Raw genomic sequence first — 18775 nt, 5'->3', positions numbered from 1 at the left:
GATCGTCTAACTCCGGCCGGCGTGCGGCGGACCGGATCCCGGATCGAGAGAAAACAGCTCGCCGTCGGCGGTCGAGAGGCCGGATCGACCTACCTGCGGCGCCGCGGTGGAGCGACGCGCCCGCTCCGAAGAGCGGGGAGCGCCGGCGTGTCGCGGCCGCCGGCAGTCCCGTCAGTCCTCTTCTTCGACGACTTCGGGGTCGCTCATCGCGCTCTGGAGGCTGTCGAGGCCGTTGACCCACTCGGAGACGAGCCCGTACTCCAGGTCCTCGGCGACGGCCATGTCCAGTTCGTCGCCCTCGATGATGCGGGTCCCCGCCTGCACCAGATAGCCCAGGGCGGCGTCCATATCGTCTTCCGCTTCGGCGGCCGCGGCGGCCTCGACGTACTCCGTGAGCGGCACCTCCTCGGCGGCGCCGGCGACGATGTACTCCTCCGCGGCGTAGAAGACACAGACCAGGCTCGTCTGGACGCCGTCGACGAGCATCTCTTTGTCCTCGCGCGCGGCGTCGTCCTCGATGTCGAGATCGGGCTCGGAGAGGACGATCGTGCGGACGCGTTCGAGCTCCTCGATGGCTTCCTCCTCGTCGAGGCGGCCTTCCTCGAAGGCGGAGACGATCTTCGCCACCGCGATGGCGGCGTCGTCCTGGAGGTTCAAGAGCAGGCGCGCGGAGTCTTCGTTCTCGGGATCGAGGTCTTCCTCCTCGACGCGCGAGAGCCAGTTCTGCCAGCGTTCTTCGGTGTAGTAGGTCTCTTCGGCCTCGGTCATACTCCACCATTCCCGCCGGGATTCAAATGCCTTTCTTGTCGACTGTCGCGAGTCCGCCGCCGACACCCCCGCTACGCTTCCAGCGTCGCCTCGGTGTCGATCCCGTAGACGTGGGCAGGCGTCTCGACGTGTGCGTTCGCGACAGCGTCGTCGTAGCCCTCCTCCAGGAGCCAGCGGACGCGCCGCGGGACGGTCTTCGGCCCGAGGACCGCACCCGGTCGGTCGGGGTCGTCGACGAAGTCCGTCTCCATCAGGAACGAATCGCCCGCCGCGGCGGCGATTTCCAATCTCTCTTTCTCGCTCATCACGCTCGGGGTCGGCCCCGCGAGCCGCCCGCCCGCGTAGTGCTTGACGACCTTGTGGGCCGGCACGTCTCGCTCTTCGGCCCACTCGGCGACCTCGGTCAGGTCGTCGGTCGCTTCGGTGTGGAGCTGGACGGCGCAGCCGAGGTCGCCCGCCAGCGAGAAGGCGTGGCGCATCACGTCGTTCGAGGCCGCCCAGACGGCCTCGGAGACGTCGTAGTGCGGCCGCCCGGACTTCAGCGCCAGCGCGTCGCCGCGGCGGACGTACTCGGCGGCGCGGTCGAGGCCCGCGCACATCAGGTCCGCCGCTTCGTCGGGGTCGAAGCCGCGCTCGTCGACGAGCCGGGAGATCAGGCCGGGATGGACGCCCAGCACGGGCCAGGCCCGGCCGGGGAGGAGGTCGCTCGCGGCGGCGACGACCTCGGTCGTCGTCTCGAAGACCGGGCGGAAGTCCTCTCCCGCCTCGGGCTCGACGCCGAGGTGCCAGGAGGGCTTGTTCACGACCAGCAGGTGGGTGCCGCCCAGTCGGCGGAAGTCGCGGACGGCGTCCAGCCCGCGGCCGTGCTCCGGATCGAGGTGGAGGTGATTGTCGAGTACCGGCGTTCCGAGGTCTTCCATACACGAGGTTCGAAACGGCGGGCAGAAAGGCCACTCGCTTCGGTTCTGACCGCGGATTGAGGGGCCCTCGTCCCGAAATATGATTGTGTAGTGTTATGATATGACACACGATGCCCGACGACAAGACCGCGTTCCACGATCGGTACATCGAGGGCTGGAACGATCACGACCCCGAAACCGTGATGGCGCAGTTCGCCGACGGCGGGACCTACGTCGACCCACTCTTCGACGGGCCGATCTCGGGCGAGGAAATCGGCGAGTTCGTTCGGCTCACCGCCGATCGGTTCCCCGACTTCCGGTTCGAGCAGCGGCGCCTCCTGGACGTCGAGTCCGACGACGTCCGGATCGAGGAGTGGACGATGCACGGGACACACGAGGGGATGCGCGAGGGACTCCCGCCGACGGGTAATACGATCGCCCTCGAAGGCGTCAGCGTCGTAGAGCTCTCCGCGGAGGGGATCGAATCCATCCGCGGGTACTACGACCAGCAGGAACTGACGGCGCAGCTCGGCCTCACCTTCCCCGAGGTCATCGGCGAGATCCCGAGTCTGATCTCCGGGGCGGTCCGCGAGACCCTGTGAGCCGCGGTCGGCGTCCACCCGGAGGGCCGGGCTACCCGTCGTAGCCGACGAGGGTCGGCCCGTCGTCGCCGGACTCCAGGGTCACCCGTTCGGTCGCGGCGTTGCGGAGGGCGTCGGAGCGGCCGAACTCCCCCGGGGCGATCGCGAGGGTCCGGCAGCCGTAGGCGTTCGCGGCCTCCAGCGCGGGCTTGAAATCGGTGTCCCGGGAGGCGACGGCGACGACGTCGGCGCGGTCCTCGACGACGAAGCGCGTGACGTCGACCGCCAGCCGGACGTCGACGTCGCCGCTCGTGACGATCACCTCGAAGCCGCGCGCCTCGGCGGCCTGGATCAGCCCCGGCGTCGCGTGCTCGTCGAGGTAGAGCCGCTTGGCGGTCAGTTGGCCGATCTCCGCGGCGGCCTCCCGCACGTCGTCGAGGTCGACGTCGAACTCGTCGCGGAGGACGTTCGGCCCGTCGACGAAGAGCGCGATCCGCGGCTCCTCGTCCTCGGCGCCGAACAGCCGTCCCAGCAGGTCCATAGCCCCGCTACCGCGGGGACCGACATAACGCCGACGATGCGCGGCCTCGCTCGAACGGCCGCCGGCGCGACGACAGAGCATTTGAGATATCTTATCCATACACCTATTACACCTAGTAGGGTAGATTTATACGGAAAAAAGAGAATTCGTTGAACAGAATGAGTTCAGAACTGATCGAAGGTGCCAGTTCGTTCACTATCGTATCGGAAATGAATGGCCACGACGCGGTCACGGTCCGCTCGACCGGGACCAACGCGACGTACCACCTCGTCGACTACGCCGACGACGCGACTCGGGAGGCGCTCGCGTCGCTGACCAGCGGCGAGTCGGTGCGGCTCGACCTCTCGCGGGTCGGGCGCCGCGGGAACGTCTGGCGGGCCGATGCGGTCACGCCGCGGCTCTCCGCCGACGGGACCGAAGCCGAGTCCGCGGCGGGGAGCTGATCGCTCCGTCGCCGCTTCGGCCGCTCTCGACCGCCGACGCCCCGACCGCGGACGCTCTCGATCTCGACCGCCTGCTGTCTCCGCCGACGCTCTCCTCGTCGACGCCGGCCCCGACGCGCTTTCTCTCCCTCGCTCCCGCGTAATCGCCCGACTGCGACGTACCCCAAACAACTATCATCACCGTCTATCATTACGGTCGTATGGACGGATTGGACGACGTGTTCGTCGCGGACGCCGTCACGCACGCGTACAACCAGACAGAATCGAACTTCCGGGTGCCCCGGTACGCCCAGCAGGTCGCCGAGATCGGCCTCGCCTTAGAGAGCAAGATGCCCGACGGGTACCGGCGGACCGACGAGTCGTTCCTCGGCGACTGGCCGATCGAGAACACCGAGAACGCGGTCTTCCGCGAGAGCCACACCGACTTCGCGGTCATCCACCCGCAGTCGATCACGGTGTTCCACGACGGCCTCACCGCAGAGGCGAAGGCCAAGCAGTTCGTCGAGCGCAACCCGAATCGGACCGCCGCGCTGGCGAGCATCGACGCGGTCGGACTCGACGACCCGCAGGCCGAACTGACCCGTCAGGTCGAGGAGTTCGACCCCCACGGCGTGAAGGTCTACCCCTCCTACTGGGAGCAGGACGGCACCCACCACGGCTTCAAGATGGACGACCCCGAGGTCGCGTTCCCGCTGTGGGAGCACGCCGCCGACCTCGGCCTCGACGTCGTCGCCGTCCACAAGGCGCTGCCGTTCGGCGCGGTCCCGATGGACTCCTACAAGGTCGGCGACGTCGAGGAGGCGGCCGCGTCGTTCCCGGACCTCACCTTCGAGATCGTCCACGGCGGCCTCTCCTTCGCCGAGGAGACCGGCTGGCAGATCGCCCGCCACCCCAACGTCTACGTCAACCTCGAACTCACGCTGGCCGAGCTCGTCACCTCGCCGGAGTCGTTCGCGGAGACGCTCGAAGACCTCCTGTACGGCGGCGGCAAGCAGGCGCTCAACAAGATCCTCTGGGGGACCGGCGCGCCGCACTTCCACCCCGGCCTCCTCCTCGAACGGTTCTGGGAGTACGACTTCCCGGAGATGAAGGGCTTCGCCGGCACCTTCGAGATCACCCAGGAGGACAAAAAGAAGATCCTCGGCGAGAACTGGGCGGAGGCCCACGGCTTCGACATCGACGAGATCCAGTCGGACATCGAGGGCGACGAGTACAGTACCGAGGAACTCACAGACGAGTGGGAGTCGACGGACTTCGAGGTGGCGGGATGAGCGCCGACGCGGAGGGGGCCGGCGACGACGTCGGACCCGCCGCTCCCACGGACAACGTCGACCGGATCGACGCGGACGGGAGCGTGTCCGCAGACCGGATCTGCGAGCGCTTGCGCGACGTCGTCGATCCCTGCAGCGCGGCGACCGGCTCGAACCTCGACATCGTCGAACTGGGGCTCGTGAAGGCCGTCGAGGTCGACGGCGGCGACGTCCGCGTGCGGATGCGCCTTACCTCCCCGATGTGCCATATGGTCCCGTACTTCTACGAGGAGGTCGAAGGCCGCGTGAGCGACCTCGACGGCGTCGCGAGCGTCGACCTCGACACCGACGCGGGCTTCGAGTGGAGCGAGGACCTGATGTCCGAGGCGGCGACCGAAAAGCGCCAGGCCCTCCTCGACGAGCAGGCCGCGCGGTACGAGGCTGAACAGAGCGAACGGGCCGAACAGACTGACCGACCGACCGAGAGCACCGCCTCGTCCGACGCGTAGCGTACCTCTCGTTTTTCCAGATTCTCTCCCCGAGAGCGGTCGCGCCGCGTAGAGCCTTCCGCGCCGTACCGGTCGCCTCCTGAATCAGATTTCATATCGCGCTATGTGATTTATTCCTCCGATTCCGGGCGCCGACATACCAAAACATTTCTTGCCGCAACCCGACCGTCCGGTATGGCCCTTCGGAAGCCCCCGCTGTCGGGCGCATACGGCGCCGACGCGCGGTTCACGGACTTCGGCGGGTGGGAGATGCCGGTCGAGTTCGATTCGATCCGCACCGAGCACGCGGCCGTTCGGGAGTCGGTCGGCATCTTCGACGTGTCGCATATGGGCGAGATCACGGTCACGGGGCCCGACGCGACGGCGTTGATGCAGCGGCTCACCTCGAACGACGTGTCCGCGCTCTCGGTCGGCGACTCGCAGTACGCGATGATCACCGACGAGTCGGGAACCATCATCGACGATACGATCGTCTACCGCCTCCCCGACGAGGGGGAACGGTACCTCTTCGTGCCGAACGCCGGTCACGACGAGGAAGCGTACCGCCGCTGGGTCGACCACCGCGACGAGTGGGATCTCGCTGCCGACGTCGAAAACGAGACCGACGAGTGGGCGATGGTCGCGGTCCAGGGGCCGGACGCGGTCGACGCGGTCGGGTCCCAGACCGACGCCGACGTCGAGCCGTTCTCGTGGGGCGAGGGCGCCTACGCCGACGTCGCGGGCGTCCGCTCGTGGGTGTCGCGGACGGGCTACACCGGGGAGGACGGCTTCGAGATCCTGTGTCCGACCGACGAGGTCGGAGCGATCTGGGAGGCGTTCGTCGACGCCGAGGGATGCGAGCCGTGCGGACTCGGCGCGCGCGATACCCTCCGAACCGAGATGGGATTCCTCCTCTCGGGACAGGACTTCGACCCCGACGACGAGCCCCGGAACCCCTACGAGGCGGGCGTCGGCTGGACCGTCGACCTCGACACGGAGTTCGTCGGCCGCGACGCCCTCGCGCGGGTGGCGTCCGACGGCGTCGAGGAGGCGTTCGCCGGGCTGATCCTCCGCGAGCGGGGGATCGCCCGCCACGGCTACGAGATACTCGCGGACGGCGAACCCGTCGGCCACGTGACGAGCGGGACGATGAGCCCGACGCTGGGCGAGGCGATCGCGCTCGGCTACGTCCCGGCGGCCCTCGCCGAGCCGGGAACCGAGCTCTCGGTCGCCGTCCGCGGCCAGGAGAAGCGCGCGGAAGTCGTATCCACACCATTCATCGAAGACTAATATGTTCGAAGTACCCGAAGACCGGAAGTACCTGGAATCGCACGAGTATGCGACCACCGACGGCGACACCGCGACCGTCGGCATCACCGACTTCGCCCAGGACGAACTGGGCGACGTCGTCTTCGTCGAGCTCCCCGAGGTCGGCGACGAGATCACACAGGGCGAGGAGTTCGGCGTCGTCGAGTCGATCAAGGCCGTCTCGGACCTCTACGCGCCGATCTCGGGCACCGTCACCGCGGTGAACGAAGAGCTGTTCGACCGGCCCGAGCTGGTGAACGACGACCCCTACGGCGACGGGTGGATGCTGGAGGTCGACGTGAGCGACGACGGCGCGTTCGACGATCTTCTCTCGGCCGACGAGTACCGCGAACAGACCGAGTGAGCGTTCGGGAACGCGCACTCGATGCGACCGCGACCGCAACGCGCATCCGAACGGAGCCCCCAGACGAACCTATGAGCAAGCGACGACACGAGGACGCCGACGGTAGTCCGTACACGCCGCACTCCCCCGCGGAGACGGCGGCGATGCTGGACGAGGTCGGCGTCGAGAGCGAAGAGGAACTGTTCGACGTCCCCCCCGAGGTCCGGTTCGAGGGCGACCTCGGGATCGACCCGCGGAGCGAGCGCGAGCTCCGAGCGGAGCTGTCGGCGACGCTCGCGAAGAACGACGACCTGACGGAGTTCCTGGGGCGGGACCACCACACCCACTACGTCCCGTCGGTCGTCGACGAACTCTCCGAGCGCGCGGAGTTCCTGACGTCCTACACGCAGTACCAGCCGGAGATCACCCAGGGCTTCCTGCAGGCGCTCTTCGAGTACCAGTCGATGATCGTCGAGCTGACGGGACTGCCCGTCGCCAACTGCTCGATGTACGACGCCGCGACCGCGCTCGGCGAGGCGGCGCGGCTCTCGGACCGCGTCCGCCGCGTCTCCGGCACCGAGGTGCTGGTCCCGGAACTCCTCCACGAGAACAAGCGCGCGGTCCTCGACAACTACGTCGACGGGACCGACCTCTCGGTCGCGACGTATCCGATGGACGACGGCAACGTCGACGTCGAGGCCCTGGCCGACCTGGCGGGCGAGGGGACGGCGATGATCTACGCCGAGAACCCCACGGTTCGGGGAACGATCGAGGAACGGCTGTCGGCCGTGGGCGAGGTCGCCGACGACGCCGGGGCGCTGTTCTGTCTGGGCACCGACGTCGTCGCGCTCGGACTCCTCGAACCGCCGGCGAGCGTCGGCGCCGACGTCGTCGTCGGCGAGGCCGACGCGCTCGGGCTCCCGACCGCCTACGGGATGGGCCTGGGCCTGTTCGCCACGCGGGAGGACTTCCTGCGGCAGGTGCCCGGCCGACTCGTCGGCGCCGGCGAGGACGAAAGCGGGCGACGGGCGTACACGCTCACGCTCCAGACGCGCGAACAGCACATCCGCAAGGAGCGCGCCACCTCGAACATCTGCACGAACCAGGCGTGGGTGGCCCTGCGGACGGCGATGCACCTGGCGCTCCTGGGCGCCGACGGCCTCGTCGACCTCGCGAGCGAGTGCGTCCGCGAGGCCGAGTCGCTCGCAGAGCGGCTGGGCGACCTCAAGGGCATCAAGGCCCCCGTCCACGACAGACACCACTTCCGGGAATTCCTGGTCCGCACCGACCAGCCTGCGCCGGCCATCGCCTCGGACCTCGAAGCCGAGGGCTTCGCGGTCCACGTCGTCGGCGACCACCGGCTTCAGGTGTGTGTAACCGAGGTGAACGCCGGACGGGCGGACGACCTCGTCGAGGCGTTCGCGGAGGCCGTCTAATGGAGGGATCACGATGAATCACGATCAGGCACGCTACGGCGACGACGACCGGTACGAACCGCTGCTCTCGGAGAAGGACGACACGAGCGTCGACGTCGGAGAGGCGGGCTCGCCGCTCCCCGACGACCTGACGCGGGACGACCTCTCCCTGCCGAGCCTCGCCGAGCCCGAGGTCGCGCGGCACTACACGCGGCTCTCCCAGATGAACTGGAGCGTCGAGAGCGGGCCGTACCCGCTGGGGTCGTGTACGATGAAGTACAACCCCTCCTTCGCCGAGGACGTCGCGGCCGACCCGAACGGCGCGGTCCACCCCGACCGCTCGGCAGAGAGCCTCCAGGGGACGCTCGAAGTCCTCTACGGCCTCCAGGACTACCTCGCCAGGATCGGCGGGATGGACGCCGTGACGCTCCAGCCGCCCGCCGGCGCCGCCGGGGAGTTCACGGGCATCCTCGTCGCGAAGGCCTACCACGAGGCGAACGGCCACGACCGCTCGGAGGTCATCGTCCCCTCGTCGGCGCACGGCACGAACTTCGCGAGCGCGGCGATGGCTGGCTACGACGTCGTCGAACTCCCCTCCGGGGACGACGGCCGCGTCGACCTGGAGGCCCTCGAAGCCGCCGTCTCCGACGACACGGCCGCGCTGATGCTCACGAACCCCAACACGGTCGGGCTGTTCGAGCGCGACATCGCCGACATCGCCGACATCGTCCACGACGCGGGCGGACTGCTCTACTACGACGGCGCGAACCTCAACGCGCTGCTCGGGCGGGCGCGACCGGGCGATATGGGCTTCGACGTGATGCACTACAACGTCCACAAGACGTTCGCGACGCCGCACGGCGGCGGCGGCCCCGGCGCGGGCCCCGTCGGCGTCACAGAGGAGCTCGCTCCGTTCCTCCCGAGCCCGCGCGTTCGCGAGGACGACGGCCACTACGAACTGTTCGAGCCCGCGGAGACGGTCGGCAAGGTCCACGGCTACCAGGGCAACTGGCTCGTCCTCCTGAAGGCCTACGCTTACATCGCCCGTCTCGGCGACGAGGGGCTCGAAGACGCCTCCGCGAAGGCAGTCCTGAACGCGAACTACCTCGCCGAGCAGATCGACTGCGAGATCCCCTACGGACCGTTCCACCACGAGTTCGCGGCCACCGCGGGCGACCGCGACGCCGCGGACGTCGCCAAGGCGATGCTGGACCACGGCGTTCACCCGCCCACGACGAAGTGGCCGGAGTTCGTCCCCGAGGCGATGCTCACAGAGCCCACAGAGGCCGAGAGCCTGGACTCCCTGGAGGACCTCGCCGCGGCGTTCAACGCCGCGTTCGACGCCGACGCTGCGGAGCTGGAATCCGCCCCGTCGAAGACGACGGCGCGGCGGATCGACCAGGCCGACGCCGCGCGGAACCCGCGGCTCTCCTGGCGATCGATCGACGCGGAAGAATAGCCGAATTACGCTTTTGCGGTGCTGATCCCGTCGATCTCGATGAATCCGTAGCCGCACTCGTTGCAGCGCCACTTCGTCTTCGTGCCGAGGTGCAGTTCCATCGACGCGGTCTTCCAGAAGCCGTCGTGGCCGCACTCGGGGCACTCGTACTCGCGTTCGAGGCTCATACTGGTGCGTGAGGAGCGGTCGGTGTTGAAGATACTGATTCCGCGGCCCGATTTATATATTATATCTCATATTGCGATATCAATTCGCAATATCGTCCGAGAGACGCTTGCCGATCCGAGGCCGACCGAAGCGGCATCAGCTCGGCCGATGAGACGACTGACGCGGACCGAAGTTAGGCCATACGAAAAGTCAGAATTCAGTAATAGAAATTGTTAGCACCACCTAAAATAGTCGTAAGTAGCCCGAATACCAAATTTTTAGGCGTTACTAACTGAACAGATTTATTATATATTCGACCGTATCTCCGACTGTGATGAGCGCTGAAAAACTCGAGCGACAGACCCGGAGTTACCTGAGCGACAACGTCCCGCAGATCCAAGAACACGGCGGCCACTTCGAGATCGAGGACGTCGACGAGGCGACCGGCGAGGTGACCGTCGCGATCGGCGGGGCCTGCTCGGGGTGTGGTATCGCGCCGATGACGATGAAAGCCATCAAACAGCGACTCGCCGAAGAACTCGACGAGGTGTCCGAGGTGACCGTCCGGCGGGCGGGCGGACCGCGGGCGGCGGTGATGCCGTCGAAGACCGACGAGATGGAGGATATGGACGAGTACGAGGACTACAGCCCGCCGTTCTGAGACGCCTCGCTGGATCGTGACCGGGTCGCTTATTTTTCGTGGTGTCGCCGAGTGAACGGTCGAACGGCGAGCCGCTGGTGCCGTCCGCTACTCGTCCTCGCCCTCTCGCTCTGCTTCCGCGACGAGGAACGTCGACACCAGCTGGTCGGAGACGTCGGCGCTGACGCTGCTCGCCAGACGCCTCGCTTCGGTCTCGTACCCATCCAGGTCGAGCACCGTACGGAAGAACCACGAGAGCGCCACGTACGTCTCGTGGAGTTCAGCGGCGCGCTCCCGACCTTCGTCGGTGAGCCGGGCGCCCTCGTACCGCTCGTACTCCACGAGGCCGTCGTCCGCCAGCCGCTGGAAGGTCTCCGTCGTCGTCGCCGTCGATTTCCCGAGCAGGTCCGCGACGGTCCCCGAAGACACCGGCGTCGACTCGCGGTGTTCGGCGATGTAGAGCGCGAGGAGGTACTGCGAGCGCTCCGCCATTATCCGTCCGCCCATCCCGCTCGTTTCATCGTGGCCGGGGGCTTGACGGCCGGTGCGGGACCCAATGCGGCGCTGAAAACCGCCTCCAACGCCTCGGAGCCTCCGTCGGCACCGTCCGTCGTCGGGACGGCTTCCGGTCCTGGGTGGTCGGCACGAGTATCCATCGTCACTCTTCGGATTCGATGGGGGCGCTGGAGAGCGCGGCCGGCTCGCCGGCGTCTGCGGGCGTGAGCGTGATTCGCCAGCCGCTACGGCACTCGGTCGCGCTGAACGACGTCGGGGCGGGGTCGGCCTGTCGCCGGAACAGTTCGATGACGATGGGGAGTATCGGCAGCCGATCGCCCCGCGGCGACAGCGCGTAATCGGTGAGCCGGACGACGATCGATCGGGAGGCGCCGTCCGAATCGACCGGAGCGGAGCAACTGTACTCGCCGATCAGCCCGCGGTCGCTGAGATGCGCCAACGTCGCCGCGATCGGCTCGTCGGTGGCGTCTGTCGCTCCCAGTCGGGTCGTCGCGCCGCCGAGGACCTCGGCCTGCTCGGCCGCTCCGAGCCGCGTCTCGATCTCGACGGCCATACTTTCGAGCAGGCACAGACAGAGCTCGTCCGGATCGCCGACGCTCTCTGCCAGCTCGAAGTACTCGTCCAAGATGCTGGCTTCGACGTCGTCGTAGCCGGCGTCCGAGAGCGTCTCGAAGACCGCGCCCGCGATGCGGTGACAGAATTCCACGAGCTCCCGCCGCTCTGGCTCGGCGGTCCCGACGTCGAGCACGGGCTCCGAGAGCGTCCGACGGGCCTCTGTTGTAGCCGCTTGATGTTCGTCCGCCGGACGCGACGGCTCCGCGACCTGACAGACGATCAGGTCGTAGTAGGGGACCCGCGGGTCGTAGCGCCGGAGCGCGGTCCGGTACTGTTCGGTCGCTCGCACCGCTTTCCGCGCGGTCTCACGATCGTCGAACCGCTTTCCGGCCGCGGGGACCGGCCTGTCGCCCGTGCGCCCGCACCGGATGCAGTACTCGCCGGTCTCGCTGGCCAGGCTCTCGATGTGGCTCCTGATCTCGACTAGCGTTGGACCTACCATCTCCCCCTCCTCGCTCCCTGATGTCGCCGACTGCCAGGAGTCTCCGAGGTCCTCCGCGGGAAGCGCTGGTGCCTCCCGGCACTTCGAGTCGGCATCGCACCGGAGCGACGGCGGAGCTCGCCGTACCCGGTCGCGTGCAGCGGTCGTTCTCGGTGCTGAGTTCGGCTGAGTGGTGTCATAGGCCCGTTGTTGGCGTCCGTTCGGAGGGCCACCGCGACCGTCGCCGACTGGCGTCCGAACAGGCTTCGGTTTTAGGACAACCTAAAAATTCAAAACGTCTTCGATTTAGGTTGGCCTAAAATATGGTCTGGGTTCCTCTCTCGCGCGCCGGACCTTCCGCGGAACGGGAATCAGGGTGAGCGGACACGCGTCGCTGACGACTTCCGGGTCGAGAAAACAGGTCTGAACGGTCGCTCAGGGAGTCTGTTCCGCTTCGGTCGGCCCGTCGACGGCCTCGTCGAGGGCGGCCGCCCGGAGTTCCTCGCCGCGCTCGGAGGTGACTTCGAGGTCGGGCACCGGCGTCGGGTCGTTCGCCTCGTCGATCGCGACGTAGATGAAGTGCGACTCCGTGGTGAGTTCGCGCTCGCCCGAGAGCGGGTCCTCGCTGAACACGCGGAGGTGGACGCTGACGCTCGTCGTGCCCGCGTCGTAGACGTACGATTCGATGAGCGCGGTGTTGCCGCGGGGGATCGGCCGGTGGAAGTCCACGCCCTCCATTCGGGCGGTGACCACCGTCTGGCCGGCGAAGCGCATCGCCGACATCGCGCCGACCTCGTCCATCCACTTGACGACGTTGCCGCCGTGGGCGGTGTCGTTGTTGTTGGTGTCGTTCGGCTGGACGAGCACCCGGTTCTCGATGTAGGTGTCTTCGAGCGGAATCGTCGACATTGCCGGGTCTTGCCCGACGCGCGTAATTGTTCTGTCGCCTCCGGCACTCCCGGCGAGACCCTTACGGTGCTCCGCGCCTTCCCTCCGCTGTGGACAGCGACGGGCTCCTCATCGGAATCGCGGCCGTGTTCGCGGGGACGACGGTCCTGCTGACGGTCCTCGCGTTCGCCTTCCAGCCGTTTCTGCTGCTCTTCGCCGCCGTGTTCGCCGCCGCGACGTACCTGCTGTGGTACCACGCCAGCGGCCGCCTCGGCGAGCGGATCCGCGAGACCGCGAGACAGGGCGGCGAGCGCCGGCGAGCGAGCGCCGCCTCGCGCGGTCCGGGCGACTTCGAGGGGTTCGGCCCCGGCCGGCGCGCCGCCGGCGACGGTGGGGGCCGCGCGTTCGGCGGCGACCGGACGGGTCGGCGTCGGCGAGGCGGGCCCGACGGACGGCGCCCGCCCCGAACCGACCGGAACGAGCCGACCGTCGAGGAAGCCTACCGGACGCTCGGGCTCGATCCCGGCGCCGACGAGGAGGCGGTCCGACGCGCCTACCGCGAGCGGGTGAAGGCGGTCCACCCCGACACCGACGACGGCGACGAGGAGACTTTCAAGCGAGTCAACCGCGCGTACGAGCGGCTGACGGACTGATACTGGTCGTGAGCGAGACGGCCCGTTCGCTCGGGAGGGTTATTGTGACAAGCCAACCCACACCACGAAAAGGGTTATAGCCGACCGTTGCTACCCATCGGGTATGAGCGCTGATCGGGCCGTTCTCGAATCGGCCCTCGAGCGCGGCGAGGAGGAGGGTGGCAACGTCGAATTCAAAGAGCGGCTCTCGCGGGACCTCCACCTCGCGGACGGACGCCTGGAGAGCCTGGCGGCGCAACTGCGCCACCGCGTGCTCTCGGGCGACGGCACGGCGACCTACGTCGTCGGCGTCACCGACGACGGCGGGATCGCCGGCATCCCGCCCGAGGACTTCTCCGAGTCGATGGACGTGCTCTCGATCCTGGCCGAGGAGGCGGGCGCCCACATCGAGGACGTCGAGACGTGGGGCGTCGGCGACGACGGCGACCGCGGCCTCGTCGGCGTCGCGACCGTCCAGGAGGGCGCGGTGCTCGACGTCGACGACGACCACATCGTCGTCGGCACCGCCGGCCACGTCGACCACGGGAAATCGACGCTCGTGGGCTCGCTCGTCACCGGCACCGCCGACGACGGCGAGGGCGGCACCCGCGGCTTCCTCGACGTCCAGCCCCACGAGGTCGAGCGCGGGCTCTCGGCCGATCTCTCCTATGCCGTCTACGGCTTCGCCGGCGACGGCGCGGTCCACATGGACAACCCCCACCGGAAATCGGACCGCGCGCGCGTGGTGGAGGAATCCGACCGGCTGGTCTCCTTCGTCGACACGGTCGGCCACGAGCCCTGGCTCCGGACGACGATCCGCGGCCTGGTCGGCCAGCGCCTCGACTACGGCCTGCTCGTCGTCGCGGCCGACGACGGTCCGACGAAGACGACGCGCGAGCACCTCGGAATCCTGCTGGCGATGGAACTGCCGACGATCGTCGCGATCACGAAGGCCGACGCCGTCGACGAAGACAGATTAGACGAGGTCGAACGCGAGGTCGAGCGGATGCTCCGGGACGTCGGCCGCACGCCCCTGGGCGTCGCGCGCCACGGCGTCGAGGCCGCGGTCGAGGAACTGAGCGACTCCGTGGTGCCGATCCTCCGGACGAGCGCGGTCACGATGGACGGCCTCGACGACCTCGACGCGATGTTCGAGCGCCTCCCCAAGACGGCCCGGGAGACCAGAGAGGACTTCCGGATGTACGTCGATCGGACCTACTCGGTGACGGGCGTCGGCGCCGTCGCCTCCGGGACCGTCAACTCCGGGAGCGTCGAGGCCGGCGACGAACTCCTCTTGGGCCCGATGCCCGACGGCTCCTACCGGGAGGTCGAGGTGCGCTCGATCGAGATGCATCACCACCGGGTCGACCGCGCGAAGGCGGGCCGGATCGTCGGCATCGCGCTCAAGGGGGTCAGCGAGGACGAGATCGAACGCGGGATGGCGTTGCTCCCCGCGGACGCCGACCCGCCGGCCGTCCGCTCCTTCGAGGCGGAGGTGATGGTCCTCAATCACCCGACGCGGATCCGCGAGGGCTACGAGCCGGTCGTCCACCTCGAAACCGTGAGCGAGGCGGTCGTCTTCCACCCCGAGGGCGGGCAGTTGCTCCCCGGCGACACCGGGACGGCGACGGTGGAGTTCAAGTTCCGGCCGTACCTCGTCGAGGAGGGCCAGCGGTTCGTCTTCCGCGAGGGCCAATCGAAGGGCGTCGGAACGGTCCGCGAGGTCGGCGGCGGCGCCGTCGACGGCGACGACTCCGAGGCCGCCGCGGCCGACGACTGAGCCTACTTCTCCAGCCACGGCCGCCTCGACAGTTCCGCGAGCGATTCGACGACGTGGTCCGCACGCTCGGCCGAGGCGGCTCCATCGGCCGCGTCGCCGCCCGCGAGCCACACCGATCGGATCCCAGCCGCGGCCGCGCCCGCGACGTCCGAATCGAGCGAATTTCCGACGTGGACGGCGGCCTCGGGACCGGCTTCGAGCGCGTCGAGCGCGTGACGGAACGGCTCGGGCGCGGGCTTCGGCGGCGCGTCGTGGCCCGCGAACACGACGACGTCGACGACCGAGTCCAGCCCGACGGCGTCGATCTTCTGGGCCTGGGGGTCGCGAGCGCCGTTCGTCACGATACCGAGGCGGTACTCCGCGGCGAACGCATCGAGGACGTCACGCGCACCCGGGAGGAACTCGACGTCGCGGTGGTCCCTGGCGTCGGCGTAGGCGCTCGCGACCTCGCGGCCGAGATCCGGGTCGCGGTCCCGTTCGGCACAGAGCGCGGCGAAGCACTCCTCGCGGAGCTCACGCATCGAGTGGGTCCGTTCGGCGAACTCGTCGAAGCGGTCGTAGTAGGCCTCGACCGGAAAGACGGGATCGACGCCGACGGCGTCGAACGACTCGCGCAGGAGCGTCTCGGGTGACCGACGGTACCGGACCAGCGTGTCGTCGAGGTCGAAGAGAACGGCTGCGACGGGGTCGGCCATCGGTGAGCCCTGCGGGGGACCGACGCAAAAGCCTTCCTCCGTCGGTCCGCTCCCGCGACGTTGAAGGCCAGCGACGCCCTCCACTCCCGTATGGTCTCGTTGCCCGCGCTCGCGCTCGTCGGCCTGCTCGGCGGGGTACTGGTGCTTGAGACGGTCCTCGGCTACCTGAACGTCCGCTACGGCGCCGAAGCAGTCCGGGATGCGGACGAGTGGGTCCGCGACGCGCTCGACGTCGACGACCCCGAGGAACTGCTCGCGTACCAGCGCGCGAAGACGACGCTCTCGCGGGTCCAGTCGTGGCTCGGCGTCGTCCTCCTCCTCGCCGCGGTCGTCTCGGGGCTCTACGGCGACGTCGCCGCGGCGCTGTCGGCGACCGGGCTCCCGAGCGTCGCCCAGGGCGTCGTCCTCCTCGCGGGGGCGATCGTCGCCGGTCGAGTGCTCTCGGCGCCGTTCGACGCCTACGAGACGTTCGTCGTCGAAGAGCGGTTCGGCTTCAACAATCAGACCGCCGCGCTGTGGCTCCGTGACCTGCTCGTCGGCACGGGCGTCGCGCTCGTGTTCGGGGGGATCGTCGCCGGCGCGGTCCTGCTCGCGGTCGCGGCCCTGCCGAGAGTGTGGCCCGTCGCGGGCTGGGCGCTCGTCGTGGCCTTCTCCCTGCTGATGATGGTCATCTACCCGCGCGTGATCGCGCCGCTTTTCAACGACTTCGAGCCGATCGAGGGGAGCGACCTCCGGGACGCCGTCGAGGACGTCTTCGAGCGCGCGGGCTTCGAGTGTGAGCAGGTCTACGAGATGGACGCCAGCCGGCGCTCGTCGCACTCGAACGCCTACTTCGTCGGCTTCGGCCGCGCCAAGCGCGTCGTGCTCTTCGACACGCTCGTCGAGCAGATGGACCGCGAGGCGATCCAGGCCGTGCTCGCACACGAGCTCGCTCACTGGAAGAAGGCCCACATCTGGAAGCAGCTCGCGGCGTCGGCGGTCCAGATGGCCGTCGTCTTCGCGTTCCTGTGGTGGGTGACGACCTCCCAGTGGGTCTACGCGGCGTTCGGGCTTCCGAGCGAGACCTACGCCGCGCTCGGGATCGGGCTGCTCTATGCGGGGCCGGTGCTGACGCTCTCGGCGCCGCTGACGAATCAGCTGTCGCTGGCCCACGAGCGCGAGGCCGACGACTTCGCCGCCGAGACGATGGGCGGCGCCGCCGCGATGACCCGCGCGCTCCGCACGCTCGCGGGCGAGAACCTGAGCAATCCGTTTCCGCACCCGGCGTACGCCGCGTTCCACCTCACGCACCCGTCGATTCCCGAGCGCATCCGTCGGCTGCGAGAGCAGTACGGAAAGGATGAGAGCGGCGCCCCCGACGGCGCCGAGGGTGGCCCGGACGTGCCGCCGGCGACGTAGCGCCGCGAAGACTGCTATTCTTCCGCGACTCGCACGTACCCGTCGTCGCGTTCGGCCGCGAGATCGAGCAGGACCGCCCACGCCAGGATGCGTTCGACGCGCTCGCGCCAGACGTCCCGCCAGTCCTCGGCCGCGCGGTGGGTCTCCCAGACGGGGACGCGGTCCTCGAACGCGGCGAAGATCTCGTCGACGGACTTCGGCTCGTCGGGATCGAGCGCCCTCAGCACTTCACGTGCGCCGTACACGCGCTCGCGAAACGATTTACGGAGATGGGCCGGCGTCGGCTCGGTAGACTCCCGGACGAAGGTCCCCGATTCGGTCTCGCGCGCGAGTTCGAGCGCGCGCAGGAAGGTGAGCCACGTCCGAGCCACGTCGCGGGTGGGGAAGTCGAGCCGGCGCATCAGGCGGGCACAGCAGTCGTCTTCGGTGCCCGGCACGAGCGGGACGGCGCGCTGGGCATCGTCAATAAAATCCAGCGACTCCGGCGCCTCGGGGAGGAGTTTGAAGCGCACCGTTATCGGAAGTCGAAGGATTCGGCGAGCAGTTCCTCGTCGGTCTCGCCGCGGACGTAGGTCGGCCCGTCGACGACGTCGATCGTGACCTTCGCGGGCGCGAACACCGTCTCGGGGACCTCGTAGAAATCCCAGTCCGCCTGCTCGAAGATCTCCGCGAAGGGGGCGCCGTACTCCTCGCCCGCGCTGGAGGGCACCTGACCGAAGCCGTCGAAGTCGCGGGCGACGGTGAGGTGGACCTCGCCGCCGTAAGCGACGGCGTCGTTCGTGCGGGCCATCGCGACGCTCTCGTCGTAGGAGACGGGCGCGACCGGCGCCGAGCCGAACGCCGAGTGGACGTCGCGGAGGTCGTACCCGAGCTCGAAGAGCCGGAACAGCGCCAGTTCGGCCGCGCGGGCCGCGGCGGTGACGCTGCCCACCGTCGAGCCGGTGGCGTAGGCCGGGAGGAAGACGCCGCTCGGCTCGACTTCCGCCTTCTCGGCGACGTGTTCGGCGACGCGGTCGTCGGGGAGGTCGATGCTCTCGACCGAGAGGACGGTGAGATCGAACTCGTCGAAGTACTCGAGCGCGTGGAACTCCTCCTCCTCGGCGACGAGCGCGCGGGCCGGACCTGATCCGAGGCCGTCGAACGGTGGGTCCTCGAAGGCGAGCTCCCAGCCGGCCTTCTGGGAGCACAGCAGCGAGAGGGCGGGATGGTCCGTCTGCAGTTCGACGTGCGGGACCGGCGCGCCGGCGACGTCATCCATTCGAGTCTGGGCGGTCGAGAGCCCCGCGGTCTGGATTTCCGCGAGGAGCATCCCGGCCTCGATACCGCCCTCGCTGTCGACGCCGAAGTCGAGGACGGTCGCCCCCGAGTCCAGTTCGTACGGCTCGACGCGGAGTTCGTCCGCGAAGTCGATGGCCTCGTCGATGAGCTCGATGGCCATCCGATTGATCGAGTCCATACGTGGGGATGGTCGTCCTCGGGTAAAGTGGTTGGTAGTCGGTGTGGAATCCAAATCGGATTTTATACTCTGGTGTGTGAATTGTTCTCACA

General features: G+C 68.6%; 22 protein-coding genes. 12 read left to right on the top strand and 10 right to left on the bottom strand.

Annotated elements, in window-relative coordinates:
* Positions 1 to 171: 171 nt before the first annotated feature.
* On the bottom strand, positions 172 to 768 hold the full coding sequence (locus tag OS889_RS15045) for a DUF2150 family protein (protein WP_372391153.1): 597 nt from the start codon (positions 766 to 768) through the stop codon (positions 172 to 174).
* 71 nt (positions 769 to 839) lie between these two features.
* Positions 840 to 1688, bottom strand: a complete 849-nt coding sequence (locus tag OS889_RS15040; protein WP_372391151.1) for a TatD family hydrolase — start codon at positions 1686 to 1688, stop codon at positions 840 to 842.
* Positions 1689 to 1798: 110 nt separating this feature from the next.
* Here OS889_RS15040 and OS889_RS15035 point away from each other — a divergent pair, with 110 nt between their 5' ends.
* Entirely contained in the window at positions 1799 to 2269 is a 471-nt protein-coding gene (locus tag OS889_RS15035; protein ID WP_372391149.1) for an ester cyclase, read from the top strand.
* A 31-nt stretch (positions 2270 to 2300) separates the two neighbouring features.
* Here OS889_RS15035 and OS889_RS15030 read toward each other — a convergent pair whose 3' ends face one another.
* Positions 2301 to 2789, bottom strand: coding sequence for an NYN domain-containing protein (locus OS889_RS15030; RefSeq protein WP_372391147.1), 489 nt, complete (start codon positions 2787 to 2789; stop codon positions 2301 to 2303).
* A 158-nt stretch (positions 2790 to 2947) separates the two neighbouring features.
* Here OS889_RS15030 and OS889_RS15025 point away from each other — a divergent pair, with 158 nt between their 5' ends.
* From OS889_RS15025 to gcvPB, 7 genes are all read left to right on the top strand, one after another.
* Positions 2948 to 3232: a DUF7999 family protein gene (locus tag OS889_RS15025; protein ID WP_372391144.1), complete on the top strand. Its 285-nt coding sequence runs from the start codon at positions 2948 to 2950 to the stop codon at positions 3230 to 3232.
* A 200-nt stretch (positions 3233 to 3432) separates the two neighbouring features.
* A complete protein-coding gene (locus OS889_RS15020; protein WP_372391141.1) occupies positions 3433 to 4503 on the top strand; it encodes an amidohydrolase family protein in 1071 nt (356 codons plus the stop codon).
* Positions 4500 to 4991 (top strand): metal-sulfur cluster assembly factor, encoded by a 492-nt coding sequence (locus OS889_RS15015; RefSeq protein ID WP_372391138.1) that lies wholly within the window; start codon positions 4500 to 4502, stop codon positions 4989 to 4991. Before OS889_RS15020 ends, OS889_RS15015 begins: the two co-directional genes overlap by 4 nt.
* Positions 4992 to 5165: 174 nt before the next feature.
* Complete coding sequence (gene gcvT / locus OS889_RS15010) at positions 5166 to 6260, top strand: glycine cleavage system aminomethyltransferase GcvT (protein ID WP_372391136.1); 1095 nt, start codon at positions 5166 to 5168, stop codon at positions 6258 to 6260.
* Between the two features lies 1 nt (position 6261).
* Positions 6262 to 6642, top strand: coding sequence for a glycine cleavage system protein GcvH (gene gcvH / locus OS889_RS15005; protein ID WP_372391133.1), 381 nt, complete (start codon positions 6262 to 6264; stop codon positions 6640 to 6642).
* Positions 6643 to 6713: 71 nt separating this feature from the next.
* Positions 6714 to 8057, top strand: coding sequence for an aminomethyl-transferring glycine dehydrogenase subunit GcvPA (gene gcvPA / locus OS889_RS15000; RefSeq protein ID WP_372391131.1), 1344 nt, complete (start codon positions 6714 to 6716; stop codon positions 8055 to 8057).
* A gap of 13 nt (positions 8058 to 8070) precedes the next feature.
* On the top strand, positions 8071 to 9495 hold the full coding sequence (gcvPB, locus tag OS889_RS14995; protein ID WP_372391129.1) for an aminomethyl-transferring glycine dehydrogenase subunit GcvPB: 1425 nt from the start codon (positions 8071 to 8073) through the stop codon (positions 9493 to 9495).
* A 5-nt stretch (positions 9496 to 9500) separates the two neighbouring features.
* On the opposite strand, the gene OS889_RS14990 is transcribed toward gcvPB, so the two are convergent.
* Positions 9501 to 9662 carry a DUF7838 family putative zinc beta-ribbon protein gene (locus OS889_RS14990; protein ID WP_372391127.1) on the bottom strand — a complete coding sequence of 54 codons (162 nt, stop codon included), beginning with the start codon at positions 9660 to 9662 and terminating at the stop codon, positions 9501 to 9503.
* Positions 9663 to 9976: 314 nt separating this feature from the next.
* On the opposite strand from OS889_RS14990, the gene OS889_RS14985 reads away from it, so the two are divergent.
* Positions 9977 to 10303, top strand: coding sequence for a NifU family protein (locus OS889_RS14985; RefSeq protein ID WP_372391125.1), 327 nt, complete (start codon positions 9977 to 9979; stop codon positions 10301 to 10303).
* A gap of 87 nt (positions 10304 to 10390) precedes the next feature.
* Here OS889_RS14985 and OS889_RS14980 read toward each other — a convergent pair whose 3' ends face one another.
* From OS889_RS14980 to OS889_RS14970, 3 genes are all read right to left on the bottom strand, one after another.
* Positions 10391 to 10774 carry a metal-dependent transcriptional regulator gene (locus OS889_RS14980; protein WP_372391124.1) on the bottom strand — a complete coding sequence of 128 codons (384 nt, stop codon included), beginning with the start codon at positions 10772 to 10774 and terminating at the stop codon, positions 10391 to 10393.
* A gap of 166 nt (positions 10775 to 10940) precedes the next feature.
* Entirely contained in the window at positions 10941 to 11855 is a 915-nt protein-coding gene (locus tag OS889_RS14975; protein WP_372391123.1) for a DUF7551 domain-containing protein, read from the bottom strand.
* A 414-nt stretch (positions 11856 to 12269) separates the two neighbouring features.
* On the bottom strand, positions 12270 to 12743 hold the full coding sequence (locus OS889_RS14970) for an acyl-CoA thioesterase (RefSeq protein WP_372391121.1): 474 nt from the start codon (positions 12741 to 12743) through the stop codon (positions 12270 to 12272).
* A gap of 89 nt (positions 12744 to 12832) precedes the next feature.
* Here OS889_RS14970 and OS889_RS14965 point away from each other — a divergent pair, with 89 nt between their 5' ends.
* Together OS889_RS14965 and OS889_RS14960 are read left to right on the top strand one after the other, a co-directional pair.
* Positions 12833 to 13375: a J domain-containing protein gene (locus OS889_RS14965; protein ID WP_372391118.1), complete on the top strand. Its 543-nt coding sequence runs from the start codon at positions 12833 to 12835 to the stop codon at positions 13373 to 13375.
* Positions 13376 to 13478: 103 nt separating this feature from the next.
* A complete protein-coding gene (locus tag OS889_RS14960; RefSeq protein WP_372391116.1) occupies positions 13479 to 15134 on the top strand; it encodes a GTPBP1 family GTP-binding protein in 1656 nt (551 codons plus the stop codon).
* Between the two features lie 2 nt (positions 15135 to 15136).
* Here the strand turns inward: OS889_RS14960 and OS889_RS14955 are convergent, their stop codons facing one another.
* A complete protein-coding gene (locus OS889_RS14955) occupies positions 15137 to 15829 on the bottom strand; it encodes an HAD family hydrolase (protein WP_372391114.1) in 693 nt (230 codons plus the stop codon).
* Positions 15830 to 15919: 90 nt separating this feature from the next.
* On the opposite strand from OS889_RS14955, the gene OS889_RS14950 reads away from it, so the two are divergent.
* Positions 15920 to 17227, top strand: coding sequence for a M48 family metallopeptidase (locus tag OS889_RS14950; RefSeq protein ID WP_372391111.1), 1308 nt, complete (start codon positions 15920 to 15922; stop codon positions 17225 to 17227).
* 14 nt (positions 17228 to 17241) lie between these two features.
* Here the strand turns inward: OS889_RS14950 and OS889_RS14945 are convergent, their stop codons facing one another.
* Both OS889_RS14945 and mch read right to left on the bottom strand, forming a co-directional pair.
* Positions 17242 to 17739 carry a double winged helix-containing putative transcriptional regulator gene (locus OS889_RS14945; protein ID WP_372391109.1) on the bottom strand — a complete coding sequence of 166 codons (498 nt, stop codon included), beginning with the start codon at positions 17737 to 17739 and terminating at the stop codon, positions 17242 to 17244.
* A gap of 2 nt (positions 17740 to 17741) precedes the next feature.
* A complete protein-coding gene (gene mch, locus OS889_RS14940) occupies positions 17742 to 18683 on the bottom strand; it encodes a methenyltetrahydromethanopterin cyclohydrolase (RefSeq protein WP_372391107.1) in 942 nt (313 codons plus the stop codon).
* Between the last annotated feature and the right edge of the window lie 92 nt (positions 18684 to 18775).

This window comes from Halobellus sp. MBLA0158 (assembly GCF_041477585.1).
GTDB classification, from domain to species: Archaea; Halobacteriota; Halobacteria; order Halobacteriales; family Haloferacaceae; genus Haloquadratum; species Haloquadratum rubicundus.
Note: the sequence above shows the minus strand (reverse complement) of the source record. Positions and strands in the feature narration are given on the sequence as shown.

Bases quoted from the DNA above. Each gene is read 5' to 3' on its own strand.
- gcvT (WP_372391136.1), top strand. From the start codon at position 5,166: ATGGCCCTTCGGAAGCCCCCGCTGTCGGGCGCATACGGCGCCGACGCG.
- OS889_RS14955 (WP_372391114.1), bottom strand. From the start codon at position 15,829: ATGGCCGACCCCGTCGCAGCCGTTCTCTTCGACCTCGACGACACGCTG.
- OS889_RS15030 (WP_372391147.1), bottom strand. From the start codon at position 2,789: ATGGACCTGCTGGGACGGCTGTTCGGCGCCGAGGACGAGGAGCCGCGG.
- OS889_RS15015 (WP_372391138.1), top strand. From the start codon at position 4,500: ATGAGCGCCGACGCGGAGGGGGCCGGCGACGACGTCGGACCCGCCGCT.
- OS889_RS14980 (WP_372391124.1), bottom strand. From the start codon at position 10,774: ATGGCGGAGCGCTCGCAGTACCTCCTCGCGCTCTACATCGCCGAACAC.
- OS889_RS15020 (WP_372391141.1), top strand. From the start codon at position 3,433: ATGGACGGATTGGACGACGTGTTCGTCGCGGACGCCGTCACGCACGCG.
- OS889_RS14985 (WP_372391125.1), top strand. From the start codon at position 9,977: ATGAGCGCTGAAAAACTCGAGCGACAGACCCGGAGTTACCTGAGCGAC.
- OS889_RS14975 (WP_372391123.1), bottom strand. From the start codon at position 11,855: ATGGTAGGTCCAACGCTAGTCGAGATCAGGAGCCACATCGAGAGCCTG.
- OS889_RS15025 (WP_372391144.1), top strand. From the start codon at position 2,948: ATGAGTTCAGAACTGATCGAAGGTGCCAGTTCGTTCACTATCGTATCG.
- gcvH (WP_372391133.1), top strand. From the start codon at position 6,262: ATGTTCGAAGTACCCGAAGACCGGAAGTACCTGGAATCGCACGAGTAT.
- OS889_RS15035 (WP_372391149.1), top strand. From the start codon at position 1,799: ATGCCCGACGACAAGACCGCGTTCCACGATCGGTACATCGAGGGCTGG.
- OS889_RS14950 (WP_372391111.1), top strand. From the start codon at position 15,920: ATGGTCTCGTTGCCCGCGCTCGCGCTCGTCGGCCTGCTCGGCGGGGTA.
- gcvPB (WP_372391129.1), top strand. From the start codon at position 8,071: ATGAATCACGATCAGGCACGCTACGGCGACGACGACCGGTACGAACCG.
- OS889_RS14970 (WP_372391121.1), bottom strand. From the start codon at position 12,743: ATGTCGACGATTCCGCTCGAAGACACCTACATCGAGAACCGGGTGCTC.
- mch (WP_372391107.1), bottom strand. From the start codon at position 18,683: ATGGACTCGATCAATCGGATGGCCATCGAGCTCATCGACGAGGCCATC.
- OS889_RS15045 (WP_372391153.1), bottom strand. From the start codon at position 768: ATGACCGAGGCCGAAGAGACCTACTACACCGAAGAACGCTGGCAGAAC.
- OS889_RS15040 (WP_372391151.1), bottom strand. From the start codon at position 1,688: ATGGAAGACCTCGGAACGCCGGTACTCGACAATCACCTCCACCTCGAT.
- gcvPA (WP_372391131.1), top strand. From the start codon at position 6,714: ATGAGCAAGCGACGACACGAGGACGCCGACGGTAGTCCGTACACGCCG.
- OS889_RS14960 (WP_372391116.1), top strand. From the start codon at position 13,479: ATGAGCGCTGATCGGGCCGTTCTCGAATCGGCCCTCGAGCGCGGCGAG.
- OS889_RS14990 (WP_372391127.1), bottom strand. From the start codon at position 9,662: ATGAGCCTCGAACGCGAGTACGAGTGCCCCGAGTGCGGCCACGACGGC.